Source organism: Pseudomonas sp. StFLB209, from assembly GCF_000829415.1.
Classification (GTDB): Bacteria; Pseudomonadota; Gammaproteobacteria; order Pseudomonadales; family Pseudomonadaceae; genus Aquipseudomonas.
Genome location: NZ_AP014637.1, coordinates 1,602,012 through 1,623,549 on the forward strand (window position 1 = coordinate 1,602,012; position 21,538 = coordinate 1,623,549).

General features: G+C 62.1%; 20 protein-coding genes and 1 pseudogene. 8 read left to right on the plus strand and 13 right to left on the minus strand.

Annotated elements, in window-relative coordinates:
* Nucleotides 1-145: 145 nt before the first annotated feature.
* The 4 genes from PSCI_RS07440 to PSCI_RS07455 are packed head-to-tail and all read left to right on the plus strand — an operon-like array spanning nucleotide 146 to nucleotide 3,336.
* Nucleotides 146-1,546 (plus strand): COG3014 family protein, encoded by a 1,401-nt coding sequence (locus tag PSCI_RS07440; RefSeq protein WP_045484821.1) that lies wholly within the window; start codon nucleotides 146-148, stop codon nucleotides 1,544-1,546.
* A gap of 21 nt (nucleotides 1,547-1,567) precedes the next feature.
* Nucleotides 1,568-1,939, plus strand: coding sequence for a YcfL family protein (locus tag PSCI_RS07445; protein ID WP_045484823.1), 372 nt, complete (start codon nucleotides 1,568-1,570; stop codon nucleotides 1,937-1,939).
* A gap of 50 nt (nucleotides 1,940-1,989) precedes the next feature.
* Complete coding sequence (gene lpoB, locus PSCI_RS07450) at nucleotides 1,990-2,580, plus strand: penicillin-binding protein activator LpoB (protein WP_045484825.1); 591 nt, start codon at nucleotides 1,990-1,992, stop codon at nucleotides 2,578-2,580.
* A 3-nt stretch (nucleotides 2,581-2,583) separates the two neighbouring features.
* On the plus strand, nucleotides 2,584-3,336 hold the full coding sequence (locus tag PSCI_RS07455; RefSeq protein WP_045484827.1) for a hypothetical protein: 753 nt from the start codon (nucleotides 2,584-2,586) through the stop codon (nucleotides 3,334-3,336).
* A 408-nt stretch (nucleotides 3,337-3,744) separates the two neighbouring features.
* Here PSCI_RS07455 and PSCI_RS07460 read toward each other — a convergent pair whose 3' ends face one another.
* The 3 genes from PSCI_RS07460 to PSCI_RS07470 all read right to left on the minus strand — a co-directional run bounded on the left by PSCI_RS07460 (nucleotide 3,745) and on the right by PSCI_RS07470 (nucleotide 8,236).
* Entirely contained in the window at nucleotides 3,745-4,377 is a 633-nt protein-coding gene (locus PSCI_RS07460; protein WP_045484829.1) for a LysE family transporter, read from the minus strand.
* A 209-nt stretch (nucleotides 4,378-4,586) separates the two neighbouring features.
* Entirely contained in the window at nucleotides 4,587-6,038 is a 1,452-nt protein-coding gene (locus tag PSCI_RS07465; RefSeq protein WP_045484831.1) for a sulfatase-like hydrolase/transferase, read from the minus strand.
* Entirely contained in the window at nucleotides 6,038-8,236 is a 2,199-nt protein-coding gene (locus PSCI_RS07470; RefSeq protein ID WP_045484833.1) for a TonB-dependent receptor, read from the minus strand. Before PSCI_RS07470 ends, PSCI_RS07465 begins: the two co-directional genes overlap by 1 nt.
* A gap of 203 nt (nucleotides 8,237-8,439) precedes the next feature.
* Between PSCI_RS07470 and PSCI_RS07475 the strand changes: the two genes are divergently transcribed.
* Nucleotides 8,440-9,387 carry a LysR family transcriptional regulator gene (locus tag PSCI_RS07475; RefSeq protein ID WP_052483362.1) on the plus strand — a complete coding sequence of 316 codons (948 nt, stop codon included), beginning with the start codon at nucleotides 8,440-8,442 and terminating at the stop codon, nucleotides 9,385-9,387.
* On the opposite strand, the gene PSCI_RS07480 is transcribed toward PSCI_RS07475, so the two are convergent.
* From PSCI_RS07480 to PSCI_RS07495, 4 genes are all read right to left on the minus strand, one after another.
* Nucleotides 9,357-10,421: an ABC transporter substrate-binding protein gene (locus PSCI_RS07480; RefSeq protein WP_045484835.1), complete on the minus strand. Its 1,065-nt coding sequence runs from the start codon at nucleotides 10,419-10,421 to the stop codon at nucleotides 9,357-9,359. The genes PSCI_RS07475 and PSCI_RS07480 overlap by 31 nt on opposite strands.
* On the minus strand, nucleotides 10,418-11,299 hold the full coding sequence (locus PSCI_RS07485) for a TauD/TfdA family dioxygenase (RefSeq protein ID WP_045484837.1): 882 nt from the start codon (nucleotides 11,297-11,299) through the stop codon (nucleotides 10,418-10,420). Before PSCI_RS07485 ends, PSCI_RS07480 begins: the two co-directional genes overlap by 4 nt.
* A gap of 118 nt (nucleotides 11,300-11,417) precedes the next feature.
* Nucleotides 11,418-12,011 (minus strand): mechanosensitive ion channel family protein, encoded by a 594-nt coding sequence (locus PSCI_RS07490; RefSeq protein WP_045484839.1) that lies wholly within the window; start codon nucleotides 12,009-12,011, stop codon nucleotides 11,418-11,420.
* A gap of 14 nt (nucleotides 12,012-12,025) precedes the next feature.
* Nucleotides 12,026-13,936: an ATP-binding cassette domain-containing protein gene (locus PSCI_RS07495; protein WP_045493984.1), complete on the minus strand. Its 1,911-nt coding sequence runs from the start codon at nucleotides 13,934-13,936 to the stop codon at nucleotides 12,026-12,028.
* A gap of 46 nt (nucleotides 13,937-13,982) precedes the next feature.
* On the opposite strand from PSCI_RS07495, the gene PSCI_RS07500 reads away from it, so the two are divergent.
* Nucleotides 13,983-14,477, plus strand: coding sequence for a TIGR02444 family protein (locus PSCI_RS07500; RefSeq protein ID WP_045484840.1), 495 nt, complete (start codon nucleotides 13,983-13,985; stop codon nucleotides 14,475-14,477).
* On the opposite strand, the gene PSCI_RS07505 is transcribed toward PSCI_RS07500, so the two are convergent.
* Nucleotides 14,455-15,441 (minus strand): AlgP family protein, encoded by a 987-nt coding sequence (locus PSCI_RS07505; RefSeq protein ID WP_045484841.1) that lies wholly within the window; start codon nucleotides 15,439-15,441, stop codon nucleotides 14,455-14,457. The genes PSCI_RS07500 and PSCI_RS07505 overlap by 23 nt on opposite strands.
* A 222-nt stretch (nucleotides 15,442-15,663) precedes the next feature.
* Here PSCI_RS07505 and PSCI_RS07515 point away from each other — a divergent pair, with 222 nt between their 5' ends.
* Entirely contained in the window at nucleotides 15,664-16,338 is a 675-nt protein-coding gene (locus PSCI_RS07515) for an FKBP-type peptidyl-prolyl cis-trans isomerase (RefSeq protein ID WP_045484843.1), read from the plus strand.
* 96 nt (nucleotides 16,339-16,434) lie between these two features.
* Here the strand turns inward: PSCI_RS07515 and PSCI_RS28995 are convergent.
* A pseudogene (locus PSCI_RS28995) lies at nucleotides 16,435-16,625 on the minus strand (transposase); the annotation flags it as partial.
* A 34-nt stretch (nucleotides 16,626-16,659) separates the two neighbouring features.
* Between PSCI_RS28995 and PSCI_RS07520 the strand changes: the two are divergent.
* Entirely contained in the window at nucleotides 16,660-17,730 is a 1,071-nt protein-coding gene (locus PSCI_RS07520) for an RNA-guided endonuclease InsQ/TnpB family protein (RefSeq protein WP_084709886.1), read from the plus strand.
* Nucleotides 17,731-17,773: 43 nt separating this feature from the next.
* Here PSCI_RS07520 and PSCI_RS07525 read toward each other — a convergent pair whose 3' ends face one another.
* The 4 genes from PSCI_RS07525 to PSCI_RS29740 form a co-directional block, all read right to left on the minus strand.
* Nucleotides 17,774-18,235, minus strand: coding sequence for an Rsd/AlgQ family anti-sigma factor (locus PSCI_RS07525; RefSeq protein WP_045484844.1), 462 nt, complete (start codon nucleotides 18,233-18,235; stop codon nucleotides 17,774-17,776).
* 166 nt (nucleotides 18,236-18,401) lie between these two features.
* On the minus strand, nucleotides 18,402-18,941 hold the full coding sequence (locus PSCI_RS07530) for a disulfide bond formation protein B (RefSeq protein ID WP_045484845.1): 540 nt from the start codon (nucleotides 18,939-18,941) through the stop codon (nucleotides 18,402-18,404).
* 239 nt (nucleotides 18,942-19,180) lie between these two features.
* The gene (locus PSCI_RS07535) at nucleotides 19,181-20,425 is read right to left on the minus strand and encodes a heme biosynthesis protein HemY (RefSeq protein WP_045484847.1); all 1,245 of its coding nucleotides are present in this window, start codon (nucleotides 20,423-20,425) and stop codon (nucleotides 19,181-19,183) included.
* Entirely contained in the window at nucleotides 20,422-21,534 is a 1,113-nt protein-coding gene (locus PSCI_RS29740; RefSeq protein ID WP_045484849.1) for a uroporphyrinogen-III C-methyltransferase, read from the minus strand. Before PSCI_RS29740 ends, PSCI_RS07535 begins: the two co-directional genes overlap by 4 nt.
* Nucleotides 21,535-21,538 lie beyond the last annotated feature (4 nt).

Here is a 21,538-nt window from a genome sequence, read left to right on the forward strand (position 1 = left end):
CTTATAATTTCGCGCCCTCCGCACATACCGGGACATACTTTTCCCACCGGATGGACTCATTCAGGCAGCCCGCAGCGCCTGGCCATTGGACTGGCATAGCGGGTTATCCCTGAGACCCGAACAGACTTCAGGGAATGGAACGCACATGTCTTCTCGTGCCTTGACCGCGCTCACGCTGGTCGCTGCCGTACAACTGGCCGGCTGCTCCGCCTTTCGCAGCTACGACAACGAGCTCAAGGAAACCAACCAGCACATGACCTCCGGCAACATTGTCGGGGCGTTGGCCACGCTGGAAAAAAACAATACCAGTGCCGACAAGGACCTCCTCTACTACTTCGAGAAGGGCGAACTGCTGCGTGCCAGCGGTGACCTGGACGGCAGCCAGACCGCCTGGCGCTCGGCCGATAAAGTCATTTACACCTGGGAAGAGTCGGTCAAGCTCGATACCGACAAGTACCTGGCCCAGTTCGGCAGCTTCCTGGTCAACGACAAGGTGCGTCGCTACGAAGGCTACGACTACGAAAAAGTCATGCTGACCACCCAGATGGCCTTGAACCTGCTGGCGCGCAACGACTTCGACGGCGCCCGGACCGAAATCAAAAAGACCCATGAACGCGAAGCGGTCATTGCCGATCTGCGTGACAAGGAATACCTCAAGAGCGAGCAGGAAGCTCAGGAGAAAGGCGTCAAGACCCAGTTCAAAGACCTGCAAGGCTACCCGGTGGCCTCGCTGGATGCGCCCGAAGTGGTCGGCCTGAAAAACAGCTATCAGAGTGCTTTCAGTCACTATCTGTCTGGCTTCGTGTATGAAGCGCTGGGCGAGAAGGGTCTGGCCGCGCCGGGTTATCGCAAGGCGGTAGAGCTGCGTCCGAATACGCCGCTGCTTGAAGACGCACTGAAAAAACTCGATGGCGACGCCAGCAAAAGCGGCGAAAGCGAAGTGCTGCTGGTGATCCAGAGCGGCTTTGCGCCGGCCCGTGACTCGGTGCGCATTCCATTGCCACTGCCAATCAGCGGTAACCTGGTCATCACCCCGCTGTCGTTCCCGGTGATCCGCGCCGACACCAGCACCGCCTCGTTCAATCAGGTGACCCTGGACGGTAAAGCCGTCAACCTGACCCTGCTCAACAGCACCACTGACATGTCGCGTCGTGCACTGCGCGATGACATGCCCGGCATCATCCTGCGCACCACCGTGCGCGCCATTACCCGAGGCGTGGCGCAGAAGCAGCTCAACGACGTCAACCCGCTGGCCGGCCTGGCCGTCGGGATCGCTTCGGCGGTCACCGAAGGTGCTGACACCCGCACCTGGCGCACCTTGCCTGACCGCACCCTGGTTGCCCGCATTCGCCTGCCACAGGGTCAGCACTTGGTAAGCCTGCCCAACACCCTGGGTAGCTCGCAGGTGCAATTCAAGGTTGATAAGCCCTACCAGGTCGTGTCCGTACGCGCGCTGGGCAACCAGGTGTTCGCCGACGGCCAGATGGCCCAGGTCATTCCGACCGGTGTGCCCCAAGCGATTGCCACTTCTGCAACTGCCAAATGACCCTTTGACGGAGATTCTGTAATGCGTATCAAGATTCTCGGCGCCCTGGCCCTGGCCCTGCTCGCCGGCTGTGCCACCCCGCCGCCACCGGCTCCCGGCAGCGCAGCCAGCAAGATCGTGCAGATGGGCGATTTCAAGAACATCGAGGTCGGCGCCATTCGGGTCGCCCGCGAGAACGGTTTCCTGACCGTCAAGGCCCAGCTGAGCAACACCAGCAGCCGTAACAAGACCCTGTACTACCGCTTCGCCTGGCTGGGCAACGACGGTTTCCCGGTGGCCGATGAAGAAACCTGGAAAACCCTGCCCCTGTATGGCTCGCAGAGCACCGTGCTGTCAGGTATCGCGCCGGTCCCCAAGGCCACCGACTTCCGGATTGAAGTCAATACGCCCTGAGTGCAGCGTTGAGCCGTTTTCCTTTTTGCCAAGTTAAAGAGAACCCCTGTATGTCCTTTATCCGTCTTTGCTCCATCGCTGCCGTCGCTGTACTGGCCACCGGTTGCGCCAACAACTCGCCGACCCTGGGCAGCAAGAACATCAGCTACGGCGACACCAAGGCCGTGGAAACCGTGACCAACGAGTTCGGCTCCACCGACCTGCAGATGATCGCCGAGAGCATGACCCGCTCGCTGGCCCAGTCCGGCATCCTGCAAGGCCGCCCGGTGGTTCAGGTCTACGACGTGAAGAACAAGACCAGCGAGTACATCGATACCCGCGAAATCACCACCTCGATCAAGACCCAGCTGATGAAGAGCGGCACCGCCCGTTTCGCCAGCGACAATACCCAGATGCAAAGCCAGGTCGACCAGCTCAAGCTGCAAAACCAGAGCGGTCTGTACAAGAACTCCACCGTCGCCAAGACCGGCAACATGATCGCTGCCAAATACCGCCTGGAAGGCGCGATCAGCTCGATCGTCAAGCGCAGCAGCGACTACAAGGACGTCTACTACAAATTCAGCCTGCAACTGATCGACGTTGAAAGCGGTCTGGCCGAGTGGATGGACGAGAAAGAAATCCGCAAGACCACGGAGCGCTAAGCAATGCGTGCATGGATCGGCATCATCGGCCTGCTGTGCGCCTTCGGCGTGCAGGCCGCCCCCAAGGTGGCCGTAGCAGACATGGCGTTCCAGCAGCGCGTCGAGCAGTACATCCGTATTGTCTCGGCCCGCGCCAGCGAAAGCGCCCATGCCAATGCCTACAGCGCAGGCTATCAGGGCTCGGCCAGCTACGACTCCTATGAGTCGCGCAACAGCTACATCGAGCAGGGCGAGCTGCGCAAGTTCAGCGGCGACATCAAGGGCGAGATTCTCAAGTCCGGCATGTTCCAGCTGGTTCAGGGCACGCCCTACACCTCCAGCTCCAAGGAGGATGTCTACGACGTGATCCGCCGGATCAAGAATGGCAGCTTCAAGGGTGCTGACTACGTGTTGTTCGGTACGGTGTCGGATATCGACTTCCGCGAAGACATCAACGAGCTGGCCCATACCGATAGCTATTCGGCGGTCATGGGCATCACCCTGGTAGCCGACTTCAGCCTGATCAACACCCGTACCTTCGAGATCACCTCGGCGTTCACGGCGATGGGCGAAGGCCAGGACACCAAGCTGGTCAACAGCCGTGACATCAAGGTCTCGCTCAACCGCGGCCGGGTGGTGCGTGAAGTGTCCAAGTCGATCGGCGTGGATGTCAGCCGCCAGTTGCGCGAGCAACTGCGTGGCGAGGTGGAATGGGTTGAACAACCCGTGCAGCACAACAACCTGCCCCGCGACGAGGCCCCGCGCATCCTGCGTTGAGTCTTGGTTTGCACATGAAAGGGCCGGGCCGGACGTTGAATTTTAACGCTCGGTCCGGCCTTTTTTGTTGGTCTTGCCTGCCATGCGCCGTAGGAGATCGCCCGCCGCCTCGGCGCCGCGCTGTCGCGCAGCAAACATGGACCTCGTAGGACTAATGGCGATCAGAAGGACAAACGGGATTCGGTGGGAGTTGGCTTGCCGACGAATACTGCGGTACATCCGCAGCAGAATGTGCCGGCTTTACTGGCCCTTTCGCTGTGGTCCGGCACTCCGGCAAGCCAGACTCCCACCGAGACCGAATAAGATCCGAAATCGCTTAACTGATCGGCATTACCCCGTAGGAGCTGCTTCAGCAGCGAATCCCGTTCGCGGCTGAAGCCGCTCCTACGGCGGGCAAGCCAGCGGGAGTCAGGCGGTGCCGCGATGCAGGGTCGCAAGAAAGCCCGCAGCACCGACGAACAGGCTGGCAAAGGTGCGGTTCAGGCGCTTTTGCTGACGTGGGGTCTTGAGCGCGCGCAAGACGCGAGAGGCCAGCCCGGTGTAGCCGGCCATCACGGTCAGGTCCACCGCCACCATGGTCAGGGTGATAATCACGTATTGCGCCAGTAACGGCGCGCTCGGGTCGATGAACTGCGGCAGGATCGCCAGCATGAACACCAGCGACTTGGGGTTGCTCATGTTCACCAGAAAGCCACGCAGCACCAGGCTCAGCGGCTTGCCGATCGGGCGCATGGCCGGGTCTTCGCTCAGCTCAGTAGGCTGCGCACGCCATTGCTTGACGCCCAGGTAGATCAGGTACAACACACCGAACCATTTGATCACCGAGAACGCCAGGTCCGAGGTCGCCAGTACCGCACCGAGCCCCGCCGCAACGATGCCGATCTGCGCCACCAGTGCCAGTTGCAGGCCCAGAGCGTTCCAGTAGCCACGCCAGAAGCCGTATTGCAGGCCGCAGGACATCGAGGCGATCGCCCCGGCACCCGGTGACAGACTGATTACCCAGCACGCGGCAAAAAATGCCAGCCATGTTTCAAACGCCATCGCACACCTCGAATTGATTCAGCTATGCGTTACGGTATGCGTTATCTCCAAATGTGACCAGATGGGCACGTCTAAAAATTACCTACGCTGCCATCGCTGCGTTGAAAACCGGCTCAAAATGCTCATTTACAACTTGTAAATTGCGCTTTTTCGCCGGTTTTCGCCTTGCGCTGGCTGCCTCGCCTACGTTTTTTGAGATACCCAGATGTTTATCGAGGCATGGCCGGTCGGGGCAAATCCACCGCCGGAAAACGCTCCCAACTGCGGCGATCAATCACATCGGCGCTGTCCAGCAACCAGCGCAGCACCCGCTGGGTCAGGTGCTGCTCGACCGCAGCATGCTCGGTGCGCCCGGCCAGGTTGTGCTGCTCATGAGGGTCGCTGGAACGGTGATACAGCTCGGCGGGTTCGTACAGGCGCCAGATGTAGGTCCATTCACGGTTGCGCAGGGCGACGACCTTGCCCACCAGGTCAGTGCGTTCGTGTTGCAACTGGCTCTTGATGTCGTAAGGAAACGGCCCGCGCTCCAGCAGGTCGGCTTCTTCGAGGCGAAAGCCGCCCTCGCTGAACGCTTCGTCGCGATGCTGCGCCGTCGGGTCATACAGGCAGGCGGTGAAGCTGCGGCCGAAATGCGCATGCTCCACAGGCGCGTCGGCCAGCTCCAGCAAGGTCGGGAATACGTCGATCAGCTCTACCAGCGCATCACTGTGCCCGCCACCGGCCAGCCCCGGCCCGGAGACAATCAACGGGGTACGCACCAGACACTCATCGACGCCGGCCGGCCATTTTTCCAGCAGGCCGAAGTCGCCCAGGTATTCGCCATGGTCGGCAAAGAAGGTGACGTAGGTGTTGCCTGCACTGCCATTGGCTTGCAGGCCGTCGAGCAAGCGCCCGACCTGGCTGTCCAGCCGCGAGATCATGCCGTAATACACCGCGCGGATCTCGCGCCACTGCTCATCGCTCAACCGGTCCCAGCCATGCCGGCGAGCCAGTTCGCGGTAGTAACCGGCGCGTGGTCCCGTGAATTCACGCGGTGCCTGCACATCCGCACGCGGGTACATCGAGAACCAGGGTTGCTCGACGGCAAACGGCGGATGCGGGAACACCAGCGGGATGTAAAGCACCCAGGGTTTGTCCGGCGGCTGCCTGAGCCATTGTTCAGCGGTGCTGATGGTCGCCTCGTCAAAGTCGACCACGCCCTCGGCGCGCTCGCCGCGATAGTGCGCACGCGCCATCAGGTCGTCGGCCTGACCATGATTACGGCCGATGAAGTCCGCGAGGGTCGTGAGCGCCGGGTCGGCAAACCCGTGCTCATCCAGCGCCAGCTCGGCGGCACCGGCGGCGAAGGTATCGCCTCGGGCACCGGCATGGACCACGTGATAACCGTTGTCTTTGAAGCAGCGCAGAAAGTTGGGCTGCTGCGGGTCGAGCAGGTATTGCAAAAAGCGATGGCCATTTACGTGCGGGTAACGCCCGGACAGAAATGACACCCGCGACGGCGAGCACACACTGTGCTGGGTAAACGCCTCGCCAAAGCGCACCCCGCCCGCCGCCAGACGCTCCAGATGCGGCGTGCGCACCGGGCTGGCCGGGTTGAAGCCGGGCAGGCAATCGACCCGCAACTGGTCGGCAACGATCACCACGAAATTGGGCCGGCTCATCAGAAGTCCTTGCGCAATTGCACGCCGAAATAGCGCTGGTCATCACGCGGCACCATGCGATTGATGCCGTTGGTGCTGGACATCAGCAGCGGTGCATAGGAGCGGTCGGTGAGGTTGCGCGCCAGTAACGCGACCCGCCAGCCTTCGCTGTAATCGGCCAGGGCCACACTGGCATTCCAGATACCGTAGGCGCCCTGTTTGGTGTCGACGTTCTGGTCGAGGCTGTACTGCACTTCGCTCTGCCAGCTGTAATCGGTGCTCAGCTCGATATCCAGGCCGTTTTCCAACGGGATGCTGTAGTCGGCGCGCACGTAGCTTTTCCAGTCCGGGGAAAACGGCAGCGGCTTGCCATTGATGTTGCAACTGGCGGCCGCGCCCGGTGGGCATTGAAAATCCTCGACCCGTGCGCGGGTGTAGGCCAGCGCGGCACTGAGTATGAGTTGCCGGGTGGCCTGCAGGCTCAGGTCCAGCTCGGCACCTTCGCTGCGCACGGAACCTGCGTTGATCAGGCGGGTCACCGGCGAGCCGCCGACCTGATCGAAGAAGTTGGCCTGATAGTTGTCGTAATCGCTACGGAACAGCGCCAGGTTGGCGGTCAGTCGCTGGTCCAGCGCCGTGCTTTTGAGACCGACTTCCCAACTGTTGGAGGTTTCCGGGTCCAGTGCCTGAGTGTCCAGCTCATACATCTGGAAATACACGTTGTACGCCGGGCCTTTGTAGCCCCGCGAATAGGTCACGTAGCCGGTCAGGTGGTCATTGAAGTCGTGTTGCAGGCCCAGCCGGCCCGACACCCCGGTATCGCTGTGCGAGCCGCTGGAGGCAAAGGACGGGCGCATCGAGCGCAGGGTCAGCGGCGAGCTCGAAACCCGCTGGTGATCGTATTCCAGTTCATCGCGGGTAAAGCGCAGGCCGACGATACCGCGCCAGTCATCGGTGAAGTTCAGCGTGCTTTCACCGAACAGCGCATAGCTGTCGTTGGTGGCGCTGAATTTGCCACGCGCCGACTGGGCATCGCCGAGCGTTACCAGTTGGCGCTGATAAGCTTCTTTCGATTCGCCGTGATACAGGTAAGCGCCCACCACATACTCAAAAAACTGCCCGGTAGGGGACGCCAGCCGTACTTCCTGGCTGAACTGGTCGTAATCGACCTGGCCGGCATCGTGCAAGGCATCCACCGGCAGACCGGCCAGCCGGTCCTGATCCTGATACTGCTGGTTATCCCAGCCGCGCCAGGCGGTGATCGAGGTCAGGGTATGCCCGCCCAGGCGCCAGTCGGCCTGGGCCGACAGTCCTTTGTGGGTATCTTCGGCATAGGTGCGGTAGTCGTTTTCCACATCACGGTTGCTGGTGCCGGCCCGGTTCGGCGCAAAGGCGCTGGAAAACGCAGCGTTGGTTTTATACGGCACACCATTGGGGCTGGTGTTGCCTGATTCGCTGTAATCACCGATCAGGGTAATGCGCAGGTCTTCGTTGGGGTCGAACTGCAGCTTGCCGCGCAGGCCCTTGGTGTCGTAACCGTTGACCTTGTTGCCGTTGAAGGTGTTGCGCACATTGCCGTCGTAGTCGCCCCACAGGGTGCTGAGCGAGCCTTTGAGGTTGTCAGTCAGCGCGCCGCCGATGCCGAACCGCAGGCGCTGCTCGTTGCCCTTGCCGAAGAATGAGTAATCCGCGTAACCACGAGCCTGCTCCGGGATATCACGACTGACCACGTTGAGCACGCCAGCCGAAGCATTACGGCCGAACAGCGTGCCCTGCGGCCCGCGCAGCACCTCGACCCGCTCGACTTCCATCAAATCCAGGGTGGCCTGGCCTGGACGCCCATAGACCACACCGTCGATCACCGTCGAAACACTCGGCTCGACGCCCGGCGAGGTCGAGATCGTACCGACCCCGCGCACGAACAATGAGGTGTCCTTGCTCGATGCTGCGGTCCGAAAATTCAGGGTCGGCACCCGCTGGGCGATGCTGGCGACACCGTTGCGGTTCTCCCGCTCCAGTTGCTCGCCGTCGATCACCGACACGGCAACCGGTACTTTCTGCAGGCTCGCTTCACGGCGGGTGGCCGTAACGGTCACGGTCTTGAGCGCAGTGTCGGCCTGGGCCTCACGCGGCGGGCTGGAGACGTCAGCGTCGGCCTGGCAAACCAGCGGTAACAAACTCAGAGCAGCAAGGGGGAGTAACGAAAAGGGCGGTTTCATAGCGAAGGCTCGTGCAGTGCGTCGGCGAAACCTCCAGTGGTGGTGGTGGCGGAGCGTGTGGCCCGGACGCGGCTAAGGTTATTCGTTTTTGGTCTTTTGGCACTGACGGTTAGAACCGGATAATGCAGAGCCTTTGTAGCAATCGGCATCGGCAGCGGGAAATTCATTAATCGCATCACAGGCATGACTCAAAGGTCTGACCCATGGATTTACGCCAACTCCGGCATTTCCTGGCCTTGGCCAGGCACTTGAACTTCACCCGTGCCGCCGAAGCCGCCTGCATCACTCAATCGGCGTTCAGCCGCAGCATTCAGGGCCTGGAAAGCGAACTCGGCGGGCCATTGGTCGAGCGCGGCAGCCGTGGCGTGCTGCTGACCGCCAAGGGCGAAGCGCTGCGGGTGCGCGCCAGCCGCTTGCTCGATGAAGCCAGTAACCTGCGCGACGAGATGGCCGCCGAGCAACCGAGCGCCACCAGCAGCCGCCTCAGCTTTGGCGTCGGGCCGCTGGTCGCGGCGCGCTTGGTGCCTGAGGCGCTGGCCGTCTTCGTCGGGGATTTTGCGCATACCGCGCTGGACGTGCGGGTCGGCAAGCCTTCGGAACTGCTGGAGCTGCTCGATGAAGGCGAGATCAGCTTTCTGGTCGCCGATCTGCGGCACATGGACATTGGCACCCGCTATCTGGTCAAACCGCTGCGCTTTCGCCGCTTTGGTCTGGTCTGTCGCAGCGGCCACCCGTTGCTACAACAGACAAAGCCCCATTTCCGGCAATTGATGGATTACCCGCGAGTCAGCGCCATGCTGCCGCTGGAACTGCGCGGACTGCTGCAGGAACACTGGAGCGAGCGCGGGCCGGCACTGAATCTGGAGACCCAGCATAATGACCTGCTACCGACCCTGATGGCCGGTTCGGACAGCATCGGCGTATTGCAGCTCGAAGTCATTGACAGCCTGACCCGCAGCGGTGAATTCCAGCGCCTGCGCTGCTGCGACGAGCCCGCCCTGCTGCGTGATGGCGGCGCCTGCTTTGTGATTGTGCAACGCGCCGACCAGTTACTGAGCCCGCAAGCACGCAGCATGATCGAGACCCTGGAGCAGATCGACGAGCCGGCCCGCGCGCAGCCTCACGGCAACGCTTTGCCCTGTGCATCGTAAAGCGGCCAGGCTGATGCCCCATGGCGGCTGACCGCCTGCTCGACGAAACGCGGTTCCAGCCATTGTTCGACATCGAACGGCTTGCGAATCAGGCGCAGCTCGCTGGCCTGGCGCTGGCTCTCCTGCAGGCTTGAACTCAGGAACGGGTCCAGGCGCGGCGAGAAACGAAAACGCAGGTCCATGCCCTTGCTCTCTTCCCTGGCCAGGGCAACCGGGATGCCGCTGGCCTGCTCCTGCGCCACCAGGTACTGCTCGTAGCTGGCCGGGTCGATCAGGCTGGCGGAGTTGTCCACCAATGTGTCGACCAGCTTCTGCACGGCCTGCGGGTACTGATCAATGAACGCCTGGGTCGCCAGCAAGGTGCCTTGGGTGGTGGCCTGCAATGACAGGGTCTGGGTACTCAGGGCGATGCTCATGCCCTTGTCACGCAGGGTCAGCACGTTGTAGTTCGACCAGGTGGCATCAATCTGCCCGGCCAGCAGCGCCGAGGCTGCGGCGGTCCAGTCCAGGCTGATGACCTTCACATCCTGCTCACGCAATCCGGCACCCGCCAACAGCCGGCCGAACGACAGCTGGTCGGCGGTCCCACGGTACACCGCCACACGCTTGCCCTTGAGGTCTTCGACTTTGTGAATAGCCGCCTCAGGACGGCTGGCAAGGAACATGTTGGTGCCCCGCGAGCCCATCAGCACCCGGGTCTGCAAGCCGCTCGAGCGGCCGATGATTGCCGCCAGGTCACCCAGGCCGACCACGTCCAGTTGACCGTTGGCCAAGGCTTCGTTGATCGCCGGGCCCGCGCCCCGGAAGAAATGCCACTCGACCCGTGTACCGCTCTCGGCAAAAGCCTTTTCCAGTTGCTGCTGACGCTGAGCCACGCCCAGCGCACCGGGCGCATAAGGCTTGTTGCGGGTACTGAGGTCAGGCACCCCGATGCGGATGACCTGCGGGGCGGTTTCAGCCTGGGCGCTGCCGATCCCAAGCCAGACTGTCAGCGCCAGCAGTGTGGCACTCAAGGCTCGCGAGAATACAGTCATTGGGCGGCTTCCTTGTCAGGGTGAGCGGGTGTCGGGCGTTGTTCTTCCAGCACTGCAGCGCGGCGTACCCGGCGAATCGCCGGAAAGTAATCGGATACTGCCAGGTGCTGGGTGCTGCGATTATCCCAGATCGCCACATAACCGGCCTGCCAGCGCCAGCGCAACTGGAATGCCGGGTTTTCCAGATGCAGGAACAACAACTCCAGCAACGCTTTGGACTCGGCAGGTGTCAGGCCGACGATGTGTGCGGTAAAGGCCCGGTTGACGAACAGCGACGGCCGTCCCGACACCGGATGCCGACGCACCACCGGGTGACGGGTGGGGTCCGGCAGTTTAAGCAGGTTGTCGAGCAGACCGGGCTGTTCGAGCCGATTGACGTAGTCCAGCGCCGGGAACACGCTGTGCACCGCCTCCAGACCGTCGAGCAGCGCCCGCAGCGGCGCGGACAGCGCCTGATAGGCCGCCTCCGCGTCGACCCACAGGGTATCGCCACCGACCTCGGGAATCGTTTCGGCATGCAGCACACCGTACTTGAGCGGCCGCTCGGCGAAGGTTACGTCAGCATGCCAGGTGTCGTTGGCGCCCTTGCGGGTTTCGTCGTAGTTGAAGACCACCAGTTCCTGGGTATCGGCGTGCGCCTGAAAGGTGGGATGTACATGCAACTCGCCCAGCCGCGCAGCGAAATCACGTTGCTGCAGGGCAGTCCATTGCTGCTCGGGGAAGAACAGCACCTTGTGCCGGACCAGCTCGGCCTCAAGCTGCGCCAGTTGCGCGTCATCCAGGTCATGCAACTGAATGCCGTCGATTCGCCCGCCCAGCAACGGGCCGAGGCGCACGGTCTCGGGAAAAAGATAACGCTGAGTCAGCGCAGACTGCATGGGTAGCCCTCTCGAAGCAGAAACAGAGGGCTACGACTCTAGGCAGGCACAGGCTTGAGCGACCAATGCTTTGCAGGTCTGGCCGCCATGCAGCGGCCGACTGACGTTTACCAGGCTGTTACTTGCCTTCGCTGGCCGGCTTGTCGGCAATGATCTGGGGAAGCACATCAGTGCCGCGCCAGCGCCGCACGGCCTTCTGGAAGAACTGGCTGTTGGGCACCTGCACCAGCGCACCGCCCTGCTCGGGCAACTCGATCAAGGTGGTGAACATCAGGTTGATGGCCGTGACCCGGCCTTTGACCCCGGGTTTGTCGAGTGTATCGACCAGTTCCACCACATCACCGATGCGAAACGGCCCGATGGTGAAGATCATCACCGCGCACAAGAGGTTCGACAGCACACTCCACATGGCAAAGAACGCCACCGCGGCCACCGCCACGAAGCCTGACAGGGCCGTCCACAACACCGTGGCCGAGACGCCCAGGCGGCCCAGCACGATGACGAAGGCGCTGCCCATGATGAACCAGCGCAAACCGCCACGCACCGGCATCAACAGCTCTGGTGGCAACGGGTAACGCTCGCCCAGGCGGGTCAGAAAACGTCCTACCACACGCTGGATCAGGTAACCCGCCAGCAGGATCAACAGCACTTGCACGCCCAGCCAGATCGGTTCGATCCAGTGGGCCGCCAGTGTCACGCCTAATACGTCCATCAACCTTTGCACCTTTACGACAACGCTTCGAGCTCGGCCTGCATGGTTTCCAGCACCTCCAGTGCCTCCATCCAGCCCTCTTCGAGCTCACCCTCACGGGTTTTCAGCCTGGCCTGTTCAGACAACAGCTCACGCAGTTTGTCCTTGCTGGCGGCTTCGTAGATGGCGCTGTCAGCCAGACCGTGCTCGATTCTGGCGAGTTTTTCCTGCACCTCACCCAGTTCACGCTCAAGCTTTTCAGCCTGTTTCTTGTGCGGCGCCAGTTGCTGACGCAAGGCTGCGGCCTGCTGGCGCTGGGCCTTCTTGTCGGTCTTGTCGGCATTGACCGGGGTGTTGCTGACCGGCGCGTTGCGCTGACGATAGTCGGCCAGCCAGCGGGTGTAGTCGTCCAGGTCGCCATCAAACTCCTCGACCCGGCCGTCGGCCACCAGCATGAAGTTGTCGGTGGTGCTCTTGAGCAAATGCCGGTCGTGAGACACCACCAGCACCGCACCGCTGAACTCCTGCAAGGCCATGGTCAGCGCCAGGCGCATTTCCAGGTCCAGGTGGTTGGTCGGTTCGTCGAGCAGCAGCAGGTTGGGCTTTTCCCAGGCAATCAGGGCCAGGGCCAGGCGGGCCTTTTCGCCACCAGAGAAATTCACCACCGGTTCATCGAGGCGCGCGCCACGGAAGTCGAAACCGCCGAGGAAGTCGCGCAGGGTCTGCTCGCGTTCAGTGGGCGCCAGGCGCTGCAGATGCAGCAAGGGGTTGGCCTTGGCGTCCAGCGAATCGAGCTGATGCTGGGCAAAGTAGCCTACCGAGAGGTTTTCACCGCGTTGCAAGCGCCCGGCCAACGGTTGCAGCTCACCGGACAGGTTCTTGATCAGGGTCGACTTGCCCGCCCCGTTGGGGCCGAGCAGGCCGATGCGCGCGCCTGGGGTCAGTTGCAGCTTGACCTTTTCCAGGATGGTCTTGTCGCCATAACCCAGACGGGCATCAGACAGGTCCAGCAACGGGCTGGAGATCTTCTCCGACTCGCGGAAAGTGAAGTTGAACGGTGAGTCGACGTGGGCCGCCGACAGCTCCTCCATGCGCTCCAGGGCCTTGATCCGGCTCTGCGCCTGGCGAGCCTTGGTGGCCTGGGCCTTGAAGCGGGCGATGTACTTTTCCATGTGCGCGCGCTGCGCCTGCTGCTTTTCGTAGGCCTGTTGCTGCTGGGCCAGACGCTCGGCACGGGCGCGCTCGAAGGCACTGTAGCCACCGCGGTAGAGAATGATCTTGCGCTGCTCGACATGCGCCACATGATCGACCACGGCATCGAGAAAGTCGCGGTCGTGGGAAATCAGCAACAGGGTGCCCGGATAACCCTTGAGCCAGTCTTCGAGCCACAGGATCGCGTCGAGGTCCAGGTGGTTGGTCGGCTCGTCGAGCAACAGCAGGTCGGAAGGGCACATCAGCGCCTGGGCCAGGTTCAGGCGCATCCGCCAGCCACCGGAGAAACTGCCGACCTGACGCGCCATTTGCTCATTGCTGAAGCCAAGGCCGGCCAGCAGCTTGCGCGCCCGGGCATCGGCGGTGTAGCCATCGGCGCTGTCGAGTTCGGCGTGCAGGCGCGCCAGAGCGGTGCCATCGTGGGCCGTTTCAGCTTCAGCCAACTGACGCTGGACATCGCGCAAATGCACGTCGCCATCGAGCACATAGTCCACAGCCAGACGTTCGAGGGTATCGACTTCCTGGCGCATGTGCGCAATCCGCCAGTCGGCGGGCAGGCGGCAGTCACCGGAGTCCGGATGCAGCTCGCCGCGCAGCAACGCGAACAGGCTGGATTTGCCGGCGCCGTTGGCACCGATGAGGCCGGCTTTCTGGCCGGCGTGCAAGGTCAATTCAGCATCTTCTAGCAGACGCTGCGGACCACGCTGTAAGGTGAGGTTTTCAATTCGAATCATGATGGCGGCGGAGTCTACCAGCTTCGTCCCGGACAGGTGGACCACTATGCCTGCGGATCTATGGAGTTTCACCCTCGATTTCTATGCCCGACCCGGTATCGAGCAGGCCTGCCTGCGCCTGCAGGACCAGGGCGCGGATGTGTGCATGCTGCTATGCGGAGTCTGGCTGGGCGCGCGCGGGGTGGCTTGCCATCCGGCGCGGGTCGAAGCCATCAGCGCGCTGGCCCGGCCTTGGCAGGCAGACGTGGTCACTCCACTGCGTGCGCTACGCATTCAATGGCGTAGCAACGCAAAAGCAGATGCGGGGTTGGCGACGCTGCGCAATCAGCTCAAGAAACTGGAGCTGGATGCCGAACAGGCTCTGTTGCAACGCTTGCAGGCCCTGGTTCTGCAATGGCCTGAAGAGCAGGCAAACGAGACCGGACTATGGCTCAAGACGCTGGCCCCAGAAGTGGCGGGGCTGGACCGCGACGCACTGCAAGTGCTGTGCGACGCGGCCAGTGACGCCGGCAAGCAGCTTAGGAAGCGCTGCTCGGGTTGACGCTGTTGGCAACTGCTGGCGCTGTAGCCGGGGCGGCTGGCGCAGCAGGTGCCGACGTGCTTGCAGTTGCAGCCGGGGCGGCTTCAGGTTTGGCGGCGGCTGGTTTGGCTGGGGCCTTGGCAGCAGCAGGCTTGGCAGCGGCTGGTTTGGCCGGGGCCTTGGCAGCAGCAGGCTTGGCGGCGGCTGGTTTGGCTGGGGCCTTGGCGGCAGCGGGCTTGGCAGCGGCTGGTTTGGCCGGGGCCTTGGCAGCAGCAGGCTTGGCGGCGGCTGGTTTGGCCGGGGCCTTGGCGGCAGCGGGCTTGGCAGCGGCTGGTTTGGCCGGGGCCTTGGCGGCAACAGGTTTGGCGGCGGCTGGTTTGGCCGGGGCCTTGGCGGCAGCAGGCTTGGCGGCGGCTGGTTTAGCGGCGGCGGCCTTGGCTGGTGCTTTGGCAGCAGCAGGTTTGGCGGCTGGTGCCTTGCTGGCAGCGGGCTTGGCTGCGGCTGGCGCCTTGGCAGCAGCGGGTTTGGCAGCGGCGGTTTTCGCTGGCGCCTTGGCAGCGGCAGATTTGGCAGCCGGCTTGGCTTCGCGCGAGCTCAACACTTTACTGACAGCTTCGCCTACGCGGCCCACGCCTTGGGCCAGCTTGAGGCTTTCCTGCACATCACGCTTGAGTTGCTGAATGTAGTTGCGCGTCTCGGTCTGACGATCTTTGAGGGTGTCGAGCAGCGCTTCAAGTTCTTCGACAGCGGTCTTGGCCTTGGCCTGAGCCTTGGTTTTTCCGGAGGCAGCAGCGTCCTGAATGCGGGTGCGCGACTTGTGCAGTTTTTCCTGGGCCTTGACCCGTTGTTTTTCCAGCTTGGCGAGCAGTTTCTCGGCATCGGCCTGAGCTTGAGTGCAGGCGTCTTCCAGATGCTCGAGCAAGCTGCTCGACAGTTGTTGGAGCAAATGCAATGGGGTATTTACTGGCTTCTTTTTGGCCGACATGATTTACCTCCTGGCTGACGAAATTGCGGCCCATACTAGCCCTCTGCCCGAAGCGCCGCTAGCGCATCTTGACAGCATTGCAAGCCCGCTGTTGCATCATCACCCGCAAGATTGTGCAAGTTCATGGCCTGTCTGAAAAATTTCACCTGCGCAAGCTGCCCATCGAGCCTCCCGGCACTGGCATAATCTTCAGGCTTTTTCATTACTGGCCGGAGAGCAGCCATGTCGCGCTACCTGTTAATGTCGTTGGTTCTGGTTGTGCCGCTGGCCCAGGCCAGTGAGCCCCCGGCGTCCAGCGATACCCGTGATCTGGCCTACAGCCTGGGCGCCAGCCTGGGTGAACGGATGCGCCAGGAGGTCCCGGACCTTGATCTGGATGCGTTGGTCGAGGGTTTGAAGCAGTCCTATCAGGGCAAGCCGCTGGCACTCAAGCAAGCGCGCATCGACAAGATCCTTGCTGACCACGATGCGGCCATGACCCAGGCCGAAGCCGCCGGCACCGACTCGCAGACCGAAGCCGCACTGGCTGCGGAACGGCGTTTCATGGACGCGGAAAAAGCCAAGCCGGGCGTCAAGGTTCTGGCTGACGGTATCCTCATGAGCGAACTGGTGGCCGGCAGCGGCCCTCGACCTGACCCCAATGGCCGGGTCGAGGTGCGTTACACCGGGCGCCTGCCAGACGGCACGGTGTTCGATCAAAGCAACCAGCCCCAGTGGTTCCGCCTCGACAGCGTGATCAGCGGCTGGACAACCGCCCTGCAAGGCATGCCGGTCGGAGCCAAATGGCGTCTGGTGATTCCATCGGCACAGGCCTATGGCGCCGAAGGCGCAGGTGACCTGATTGACCCGTTCACGCCGCTGGTGTTCGAAATCGAGTTACTGGCTGTTTCGCACTGAACGAAAAAGGGTGCCGAAGCACCCTTTTTCACCATATGCGCGAGAAGCCTCGGGGTTTAGCCCGAGGTCGAGAGCGCGGACGCCGCAGGCGTCCTGGTTGGGAGTCTGCTGTTTTTCGATGTATTGGCGCAGGATTTCAATCGGCGCACCGCCGCAGCTAGAGGCGAAGCAGGATGGCGACCAGAGGACACCCCTTCGCTTGAGTCAGGGGTGGAAATCCCCGAACTGCTTACGCAGCAGTCTGGATGATACCCTCTGAGTGAAGCCACCCGATTCGACAACGCCACCCATAGCTTGAAAGACCAAACCATAATTCATGCCATGAACCACACCAGGACCCTCAAGCTCCGAATCAAAGACAAGCACGCGAAAACGCTGCTGGCGATGGCGCGCGAGGTCAATCTGGTGTGGAACTACTGCAATGAAACGAGTCATCGCGCCATCCGGGAACGCCACCAGTGGCTCTCCGGTTTTGACCTGCAAAAGCTGACCAATGGATTAAGCAAATGCGACGGCGTGCAGATCGGCTCGCCCACCGTGCAGCAGGTTTGCGAGGACTACGCCAAGGCCCGTAAGCAGTTCAAGCGTTCCAGGCTCAATTGGCGGGTGTCCAGCAGGAGCAGCCCCAAATACAGCCTGGGCTGGATTCCCTTCAAGGCGCGAGCCTTGCAATACAGGGACGGCCAGATTCAGTTCGCCGGGTTCAGGTTTGGCCTGTGGGACAGCTACGGTTTAAGCCAGTACGCCCTGCGGGCCGGAAGCTTCAGTGAAGATTCCAGGGGGCGCTGGTATCTCAATATCTGCGTGCAGATTGAGAGCAAGCCGTGCAGCGGCACTGCCGCAGTTGGCATCGACCTGGGCCTTAAAGCGGCGGCGACAACGTCTGAGGGCCAGGTGCTGATAGGGCGCCAATATCGCACCCTGGAGCAGAAGCTGGGCATCGCTCAGCGTGCTGGCAAGAGGGCACGTGTTCGCGCCCTCCATGCCAGGATCAGGAACCGGCGCAAGGATGCGCAACACAAGTTCTCAACCGTCCTGGTTGAGCGCTGCGCCGCCATTTTCGTTGGCGATGTAGCCAGCGCAAAACTCGTAAAGACTCAAATGGCCAAATCCACGCTTGATGCAGGATGGGGCCAACTCAAGACAATGCTGGAGCAGAAGTGCCAACGGGCAGGCGTTGTTTTTGAGGTTGTAGCCGAGCGTTATACCACCCAGACGTGCTCGTGCTGTGGAAGCATTTCCACCAGCAGTCCGAAAGGTAGAGCCGGTTTGCGAATAAGAGAATGGACTTGCGTGTGCTGCGGTACAGCCCACGACCGTGATGTAAACGCGGCCCGGAACATTCTCGCGGCGGGGCATCGCCGTCTAGCTGTAGGAATCCCCGCTCTTTAGGGCGGGGAGGATGTCAAAACGCTCTGAAAACTCTTTTAAACGCTCAGGCTTCAGCGCTGGCCTCTTCCTTGTGCGAGTTGTGCAGCACCTCGATCAGGCAGTCTTCGAGTTCGAAGCGCTCGTGCAGCAGCCCGCCAAGTTTCTTGAACTCAGTGGCACAATCTGAAGATTCATTCTTGTCGCAACGATCATTGAACGCCAGAGCAAACTGGGTGATGACCTCCAGACGCGGGAACAGTGTGTCGGCCAGCTCAAGACCCCGCTCGTCGTTAAATGCCCGGGCTTCATCGCTGAGCTGTTCATAGACTTCGAAGTGACCGGCAGAGACATAGTCGACCAGCAACTGGCAGAAGCGTTGCTTTGCCTTGCGCTCGCCGAGCGATTGCGGAGAACCGCCAAGGGCATCATAGGCCCGGATCAGTTCATGACGTTCGAGGAGCCAACGATCAATCAGCAGGTTGACCCCACCCCAACGCTCCTGAGCACTCTCGCAGCTTTCCAGCATGATGTTCTCTCTTCCCTTAAGGGCATGCGGTCCTGTAGCGGCCTCAAGGCACGAAACAGGCCAGGTGAACCGCGCCTGACGGCGTCATGAGAGCCGAGTTTCTCGACGCTTGCGAGCCAGATTATGCCCGCAGGATAAGCCCATCAAGTCAAGAAAACGAGAAAGTTCATACAAGTGTTTGATCCTGATCCTGACCAATGCCCCGGATCCTGCGGCCTATCTGGCCTGACAAGGGATACAGTGCCAATAGCATCAGTCCTGCAAAACCCAAAAGACTCCACTCCGGCAGGCTGATGCCGAACAGCGACCAGTTGATCTCGGCGCACAAGCGTGACTCGCCTTGCAGCAGGTCACCCCAGGCATCCAGCGCCAGATTATCGAGGCTACGCTCCAGCGCATTGGTGACCGCCAGAAATTGTTCGGGCGATGAGGTCTGCAACCAGACCTGAGCCCCGGCCACACCAGCCCCCGCAACAGCCGCAAGCAGAAGGCACCCCGCATAACGGCGCCAGCCGCGCACCGAAGGGCCGTGTAAAGCGGCTGTCAGGCAGATCAGACCGGCAAGCGCCAGCAAGACCCGTTGCCAGCGGCAGAGCAGGCATGGCTCGAGGTTAAAACCATGCTGCAGCCAGAGCGCCGCCCCCAGGGACAATGCGCATGCAATGAACGCCATGAGAAAGAGAACGCGCGTGCGGGCCAGATGCATGGCAAATCCGTAACAGAAAACGAAGGCAGCTACGGTAGAGGAAAGCGCCTCAAGCTTTCAAGGCGCAGACCTTCCGATGTTTCGCTGAAAACAAAAGGAAAAATACACACACAAATGCAGGATTCTTACCTTACAGCGTAGGAATATTCCCAGGCGCATTTCTGTCAACCACGCAACTCCGCTGAAAAATGCGGTCACTCGCCGCAGGAGCCCGCCATCGGCCCCTGCATGACGTATTTTCAGGCGCGACTCAACGCGGGCAGCGGCCGGGCCAGCAGGCGCTCATCGAGCATGCCCAGACCTTGCTGGAACAACTGGTTGCTACGCTCGGTTTCACCCAACTGAGCCAACAGCCGCGCCAGTTCAGCGCAGGTCTCCGGATTGGGCTCAAAGCGCAGGCTGCTTTCCAGATAATCCCGCGCCTTGCCCCATAGGCGCCCTTGCAGGCAAATGCGCCCCAGGGTCAGCAGCAGGCTGGGATCTTCGGGATGCTGTTTCAGCCAGCCTTCGGCTGCCTGCAACTGCTTGCCATTGTCAACGCCGCGCACCAGGCCATACAGACGGGCCAGATGGCTGTTGTAGTCGCGCTTGAGCGCGGTGCGCAATACATCTTCGGCCTGAGCCTCGGCATTCAGACGTCGCAACTGCTCGGCGTAGGCCAGCACCAGGGCCGGCTCCTGACGCTGCGCAGAACTGAGCGCCTTCCAGGCCTGTTCCAGCGACGCCAGGCCACTGGCGCTGGCGTTGTCGGTTTCACGCCAGGCTGCCAGGCTGAGGTTTTCGCCCCATGCACGGCGCTCCAGCTCGGCCAGCTCGGCCGCCGGCAGCACTTTGTCTTTGCGCAGCTCAGGCATCAGACGCACCAGTTCGGACCAGTCGCCGCGCAGCAGGTACAGACGTTGCAACTGACGCAGCACCTGCGGGTTATGCCGGTGACGCTCCTGCATCGCCTGCAGGGTCACCAGCGCACCATCGGTATCGCCACGGTCCTGCTGCAACTGGGCATGACTCAGGGCCACTGCCAGTTCGGCTTGCGGCTGACGCTGCAGGGCACGCTCGAGCAGGCTGTCGCATTCCTCGTAACGGCCTTGCTCATTGGCGGCGCGGGCAGCCCCGAGGTAATAGAGCAGCGGCTGCGGGTCAGCCTCTGCAGCGCGATGCAGATGACGCTGGGCGCTGGCCCAGCGACCTTCAGCCAGGTCCATCTGGCCTTGTTCGACCGCGATCTGCACCCGGCGGCTGCGGTTGTGTCGCGACCAGGGATTGACCAGCCCGCTGGAGGCGCTGACCAACCCGATCAGCAGACGCGCAACCAGCAGCACCAGCCAGAGCGCCAGCAACAGACCCAAGGCCGCCCAGAGGCTCGATTCGTAACGGAAGTTCTGATAGGAAATCAGTACATAGCCAGCGTGCTCGGCCATGGCGACGCCGATCAGGGCCGCGACCGCAATGGCAATAAACAGCAGGATGTAAAAGCGCTTCATGGGCTGGTCCCCCGCTGCGTTTCAGCCGGCTGTGGCGACATCTGGCGACGCTCCAGGTAAGCCTGTACCGCGCTGAGGCTTTGCGCCAGGTCCGGGGTCAGCACCGACACCTGCTGGCCGGCCAGGGCCGCCAGACGCTCGGCGATGACCTTGCTCTGCGGGTTGTCTTTGTTGAAGTTGGTATCCAGCACGCTGCGCGCCTCGCCAATCGACTTGGCGTAGACCTGCGGCTCGCCATTGAGCGCAGCCCACTGCGCCTGCTCCAACGCCAGGGTCAGGGCCAGACGCACCTGCGCCAGGCTCTGCCCGGCGAGCAGCGGGCGAATGTCCTTGTCGGCATTGAAGTCGATGCGGATGTAGTGGGAAATCTGCTTCCACCAGCGGCTCCAGTAGCTGTCTTCGCTCTGGCTGGAGGTCAGGCCGAACAGCGACTCGCCCTTGTCCTGGTACTCCGGCGCCAGCGCGTTGAGCTGCAAGGCCTGCTCACGCAGCGCCGACAGTTGCAGGAACAGGCCGGTACGGTCAGGTTGCTCGACACTGCGCAGCGCCGTCATGCTCCGCGCCAGCTGCTCGCGGGCAGCGAAAGCCCCCGGATCATCCTGCTCACGCAGGATTTCGTCGGCACCCTGGACCAGCGCGCGGGCACTGTAGATGTCCTGCAACGCCGACAGACGCAGGCTGGCCAGACGCAGCAGATGCTCGGCCTCAGCCAGACGCCAGTCTTTGCGGCTGGCACCGAGTACGGTTTCCAGGCGCTGGCTCAGGCGTTGCTGGTCACCCTGCAACTGCGCCACCAAGCGGCGGTTGTCTTCAAGCTGGGCGGCCGGCGGAAACTGCGCCAGACGCGCGTTCAGTTGCTGGTCAGTACGCGCCAGAGCCAGGGTCTGCTCGGCGATATCCTGCACCTGACTGCGCTGCTGCAGATGGCCCGCCTGGAGCATGCGTAATTGCCATACTCCCCAACCGGCTACACCGACACCGGCAATCCCCAGCAACAGGGCCAGAACCGCCAGACCACTGCCTCGGTTACCGCTGCGCTTGGGGGCGGGAGTTGCTGGCGAAGTCTTCGACAACGCTTCTTCGTCTTTGGGCAAGGCTGTTTCGCTCACGTGT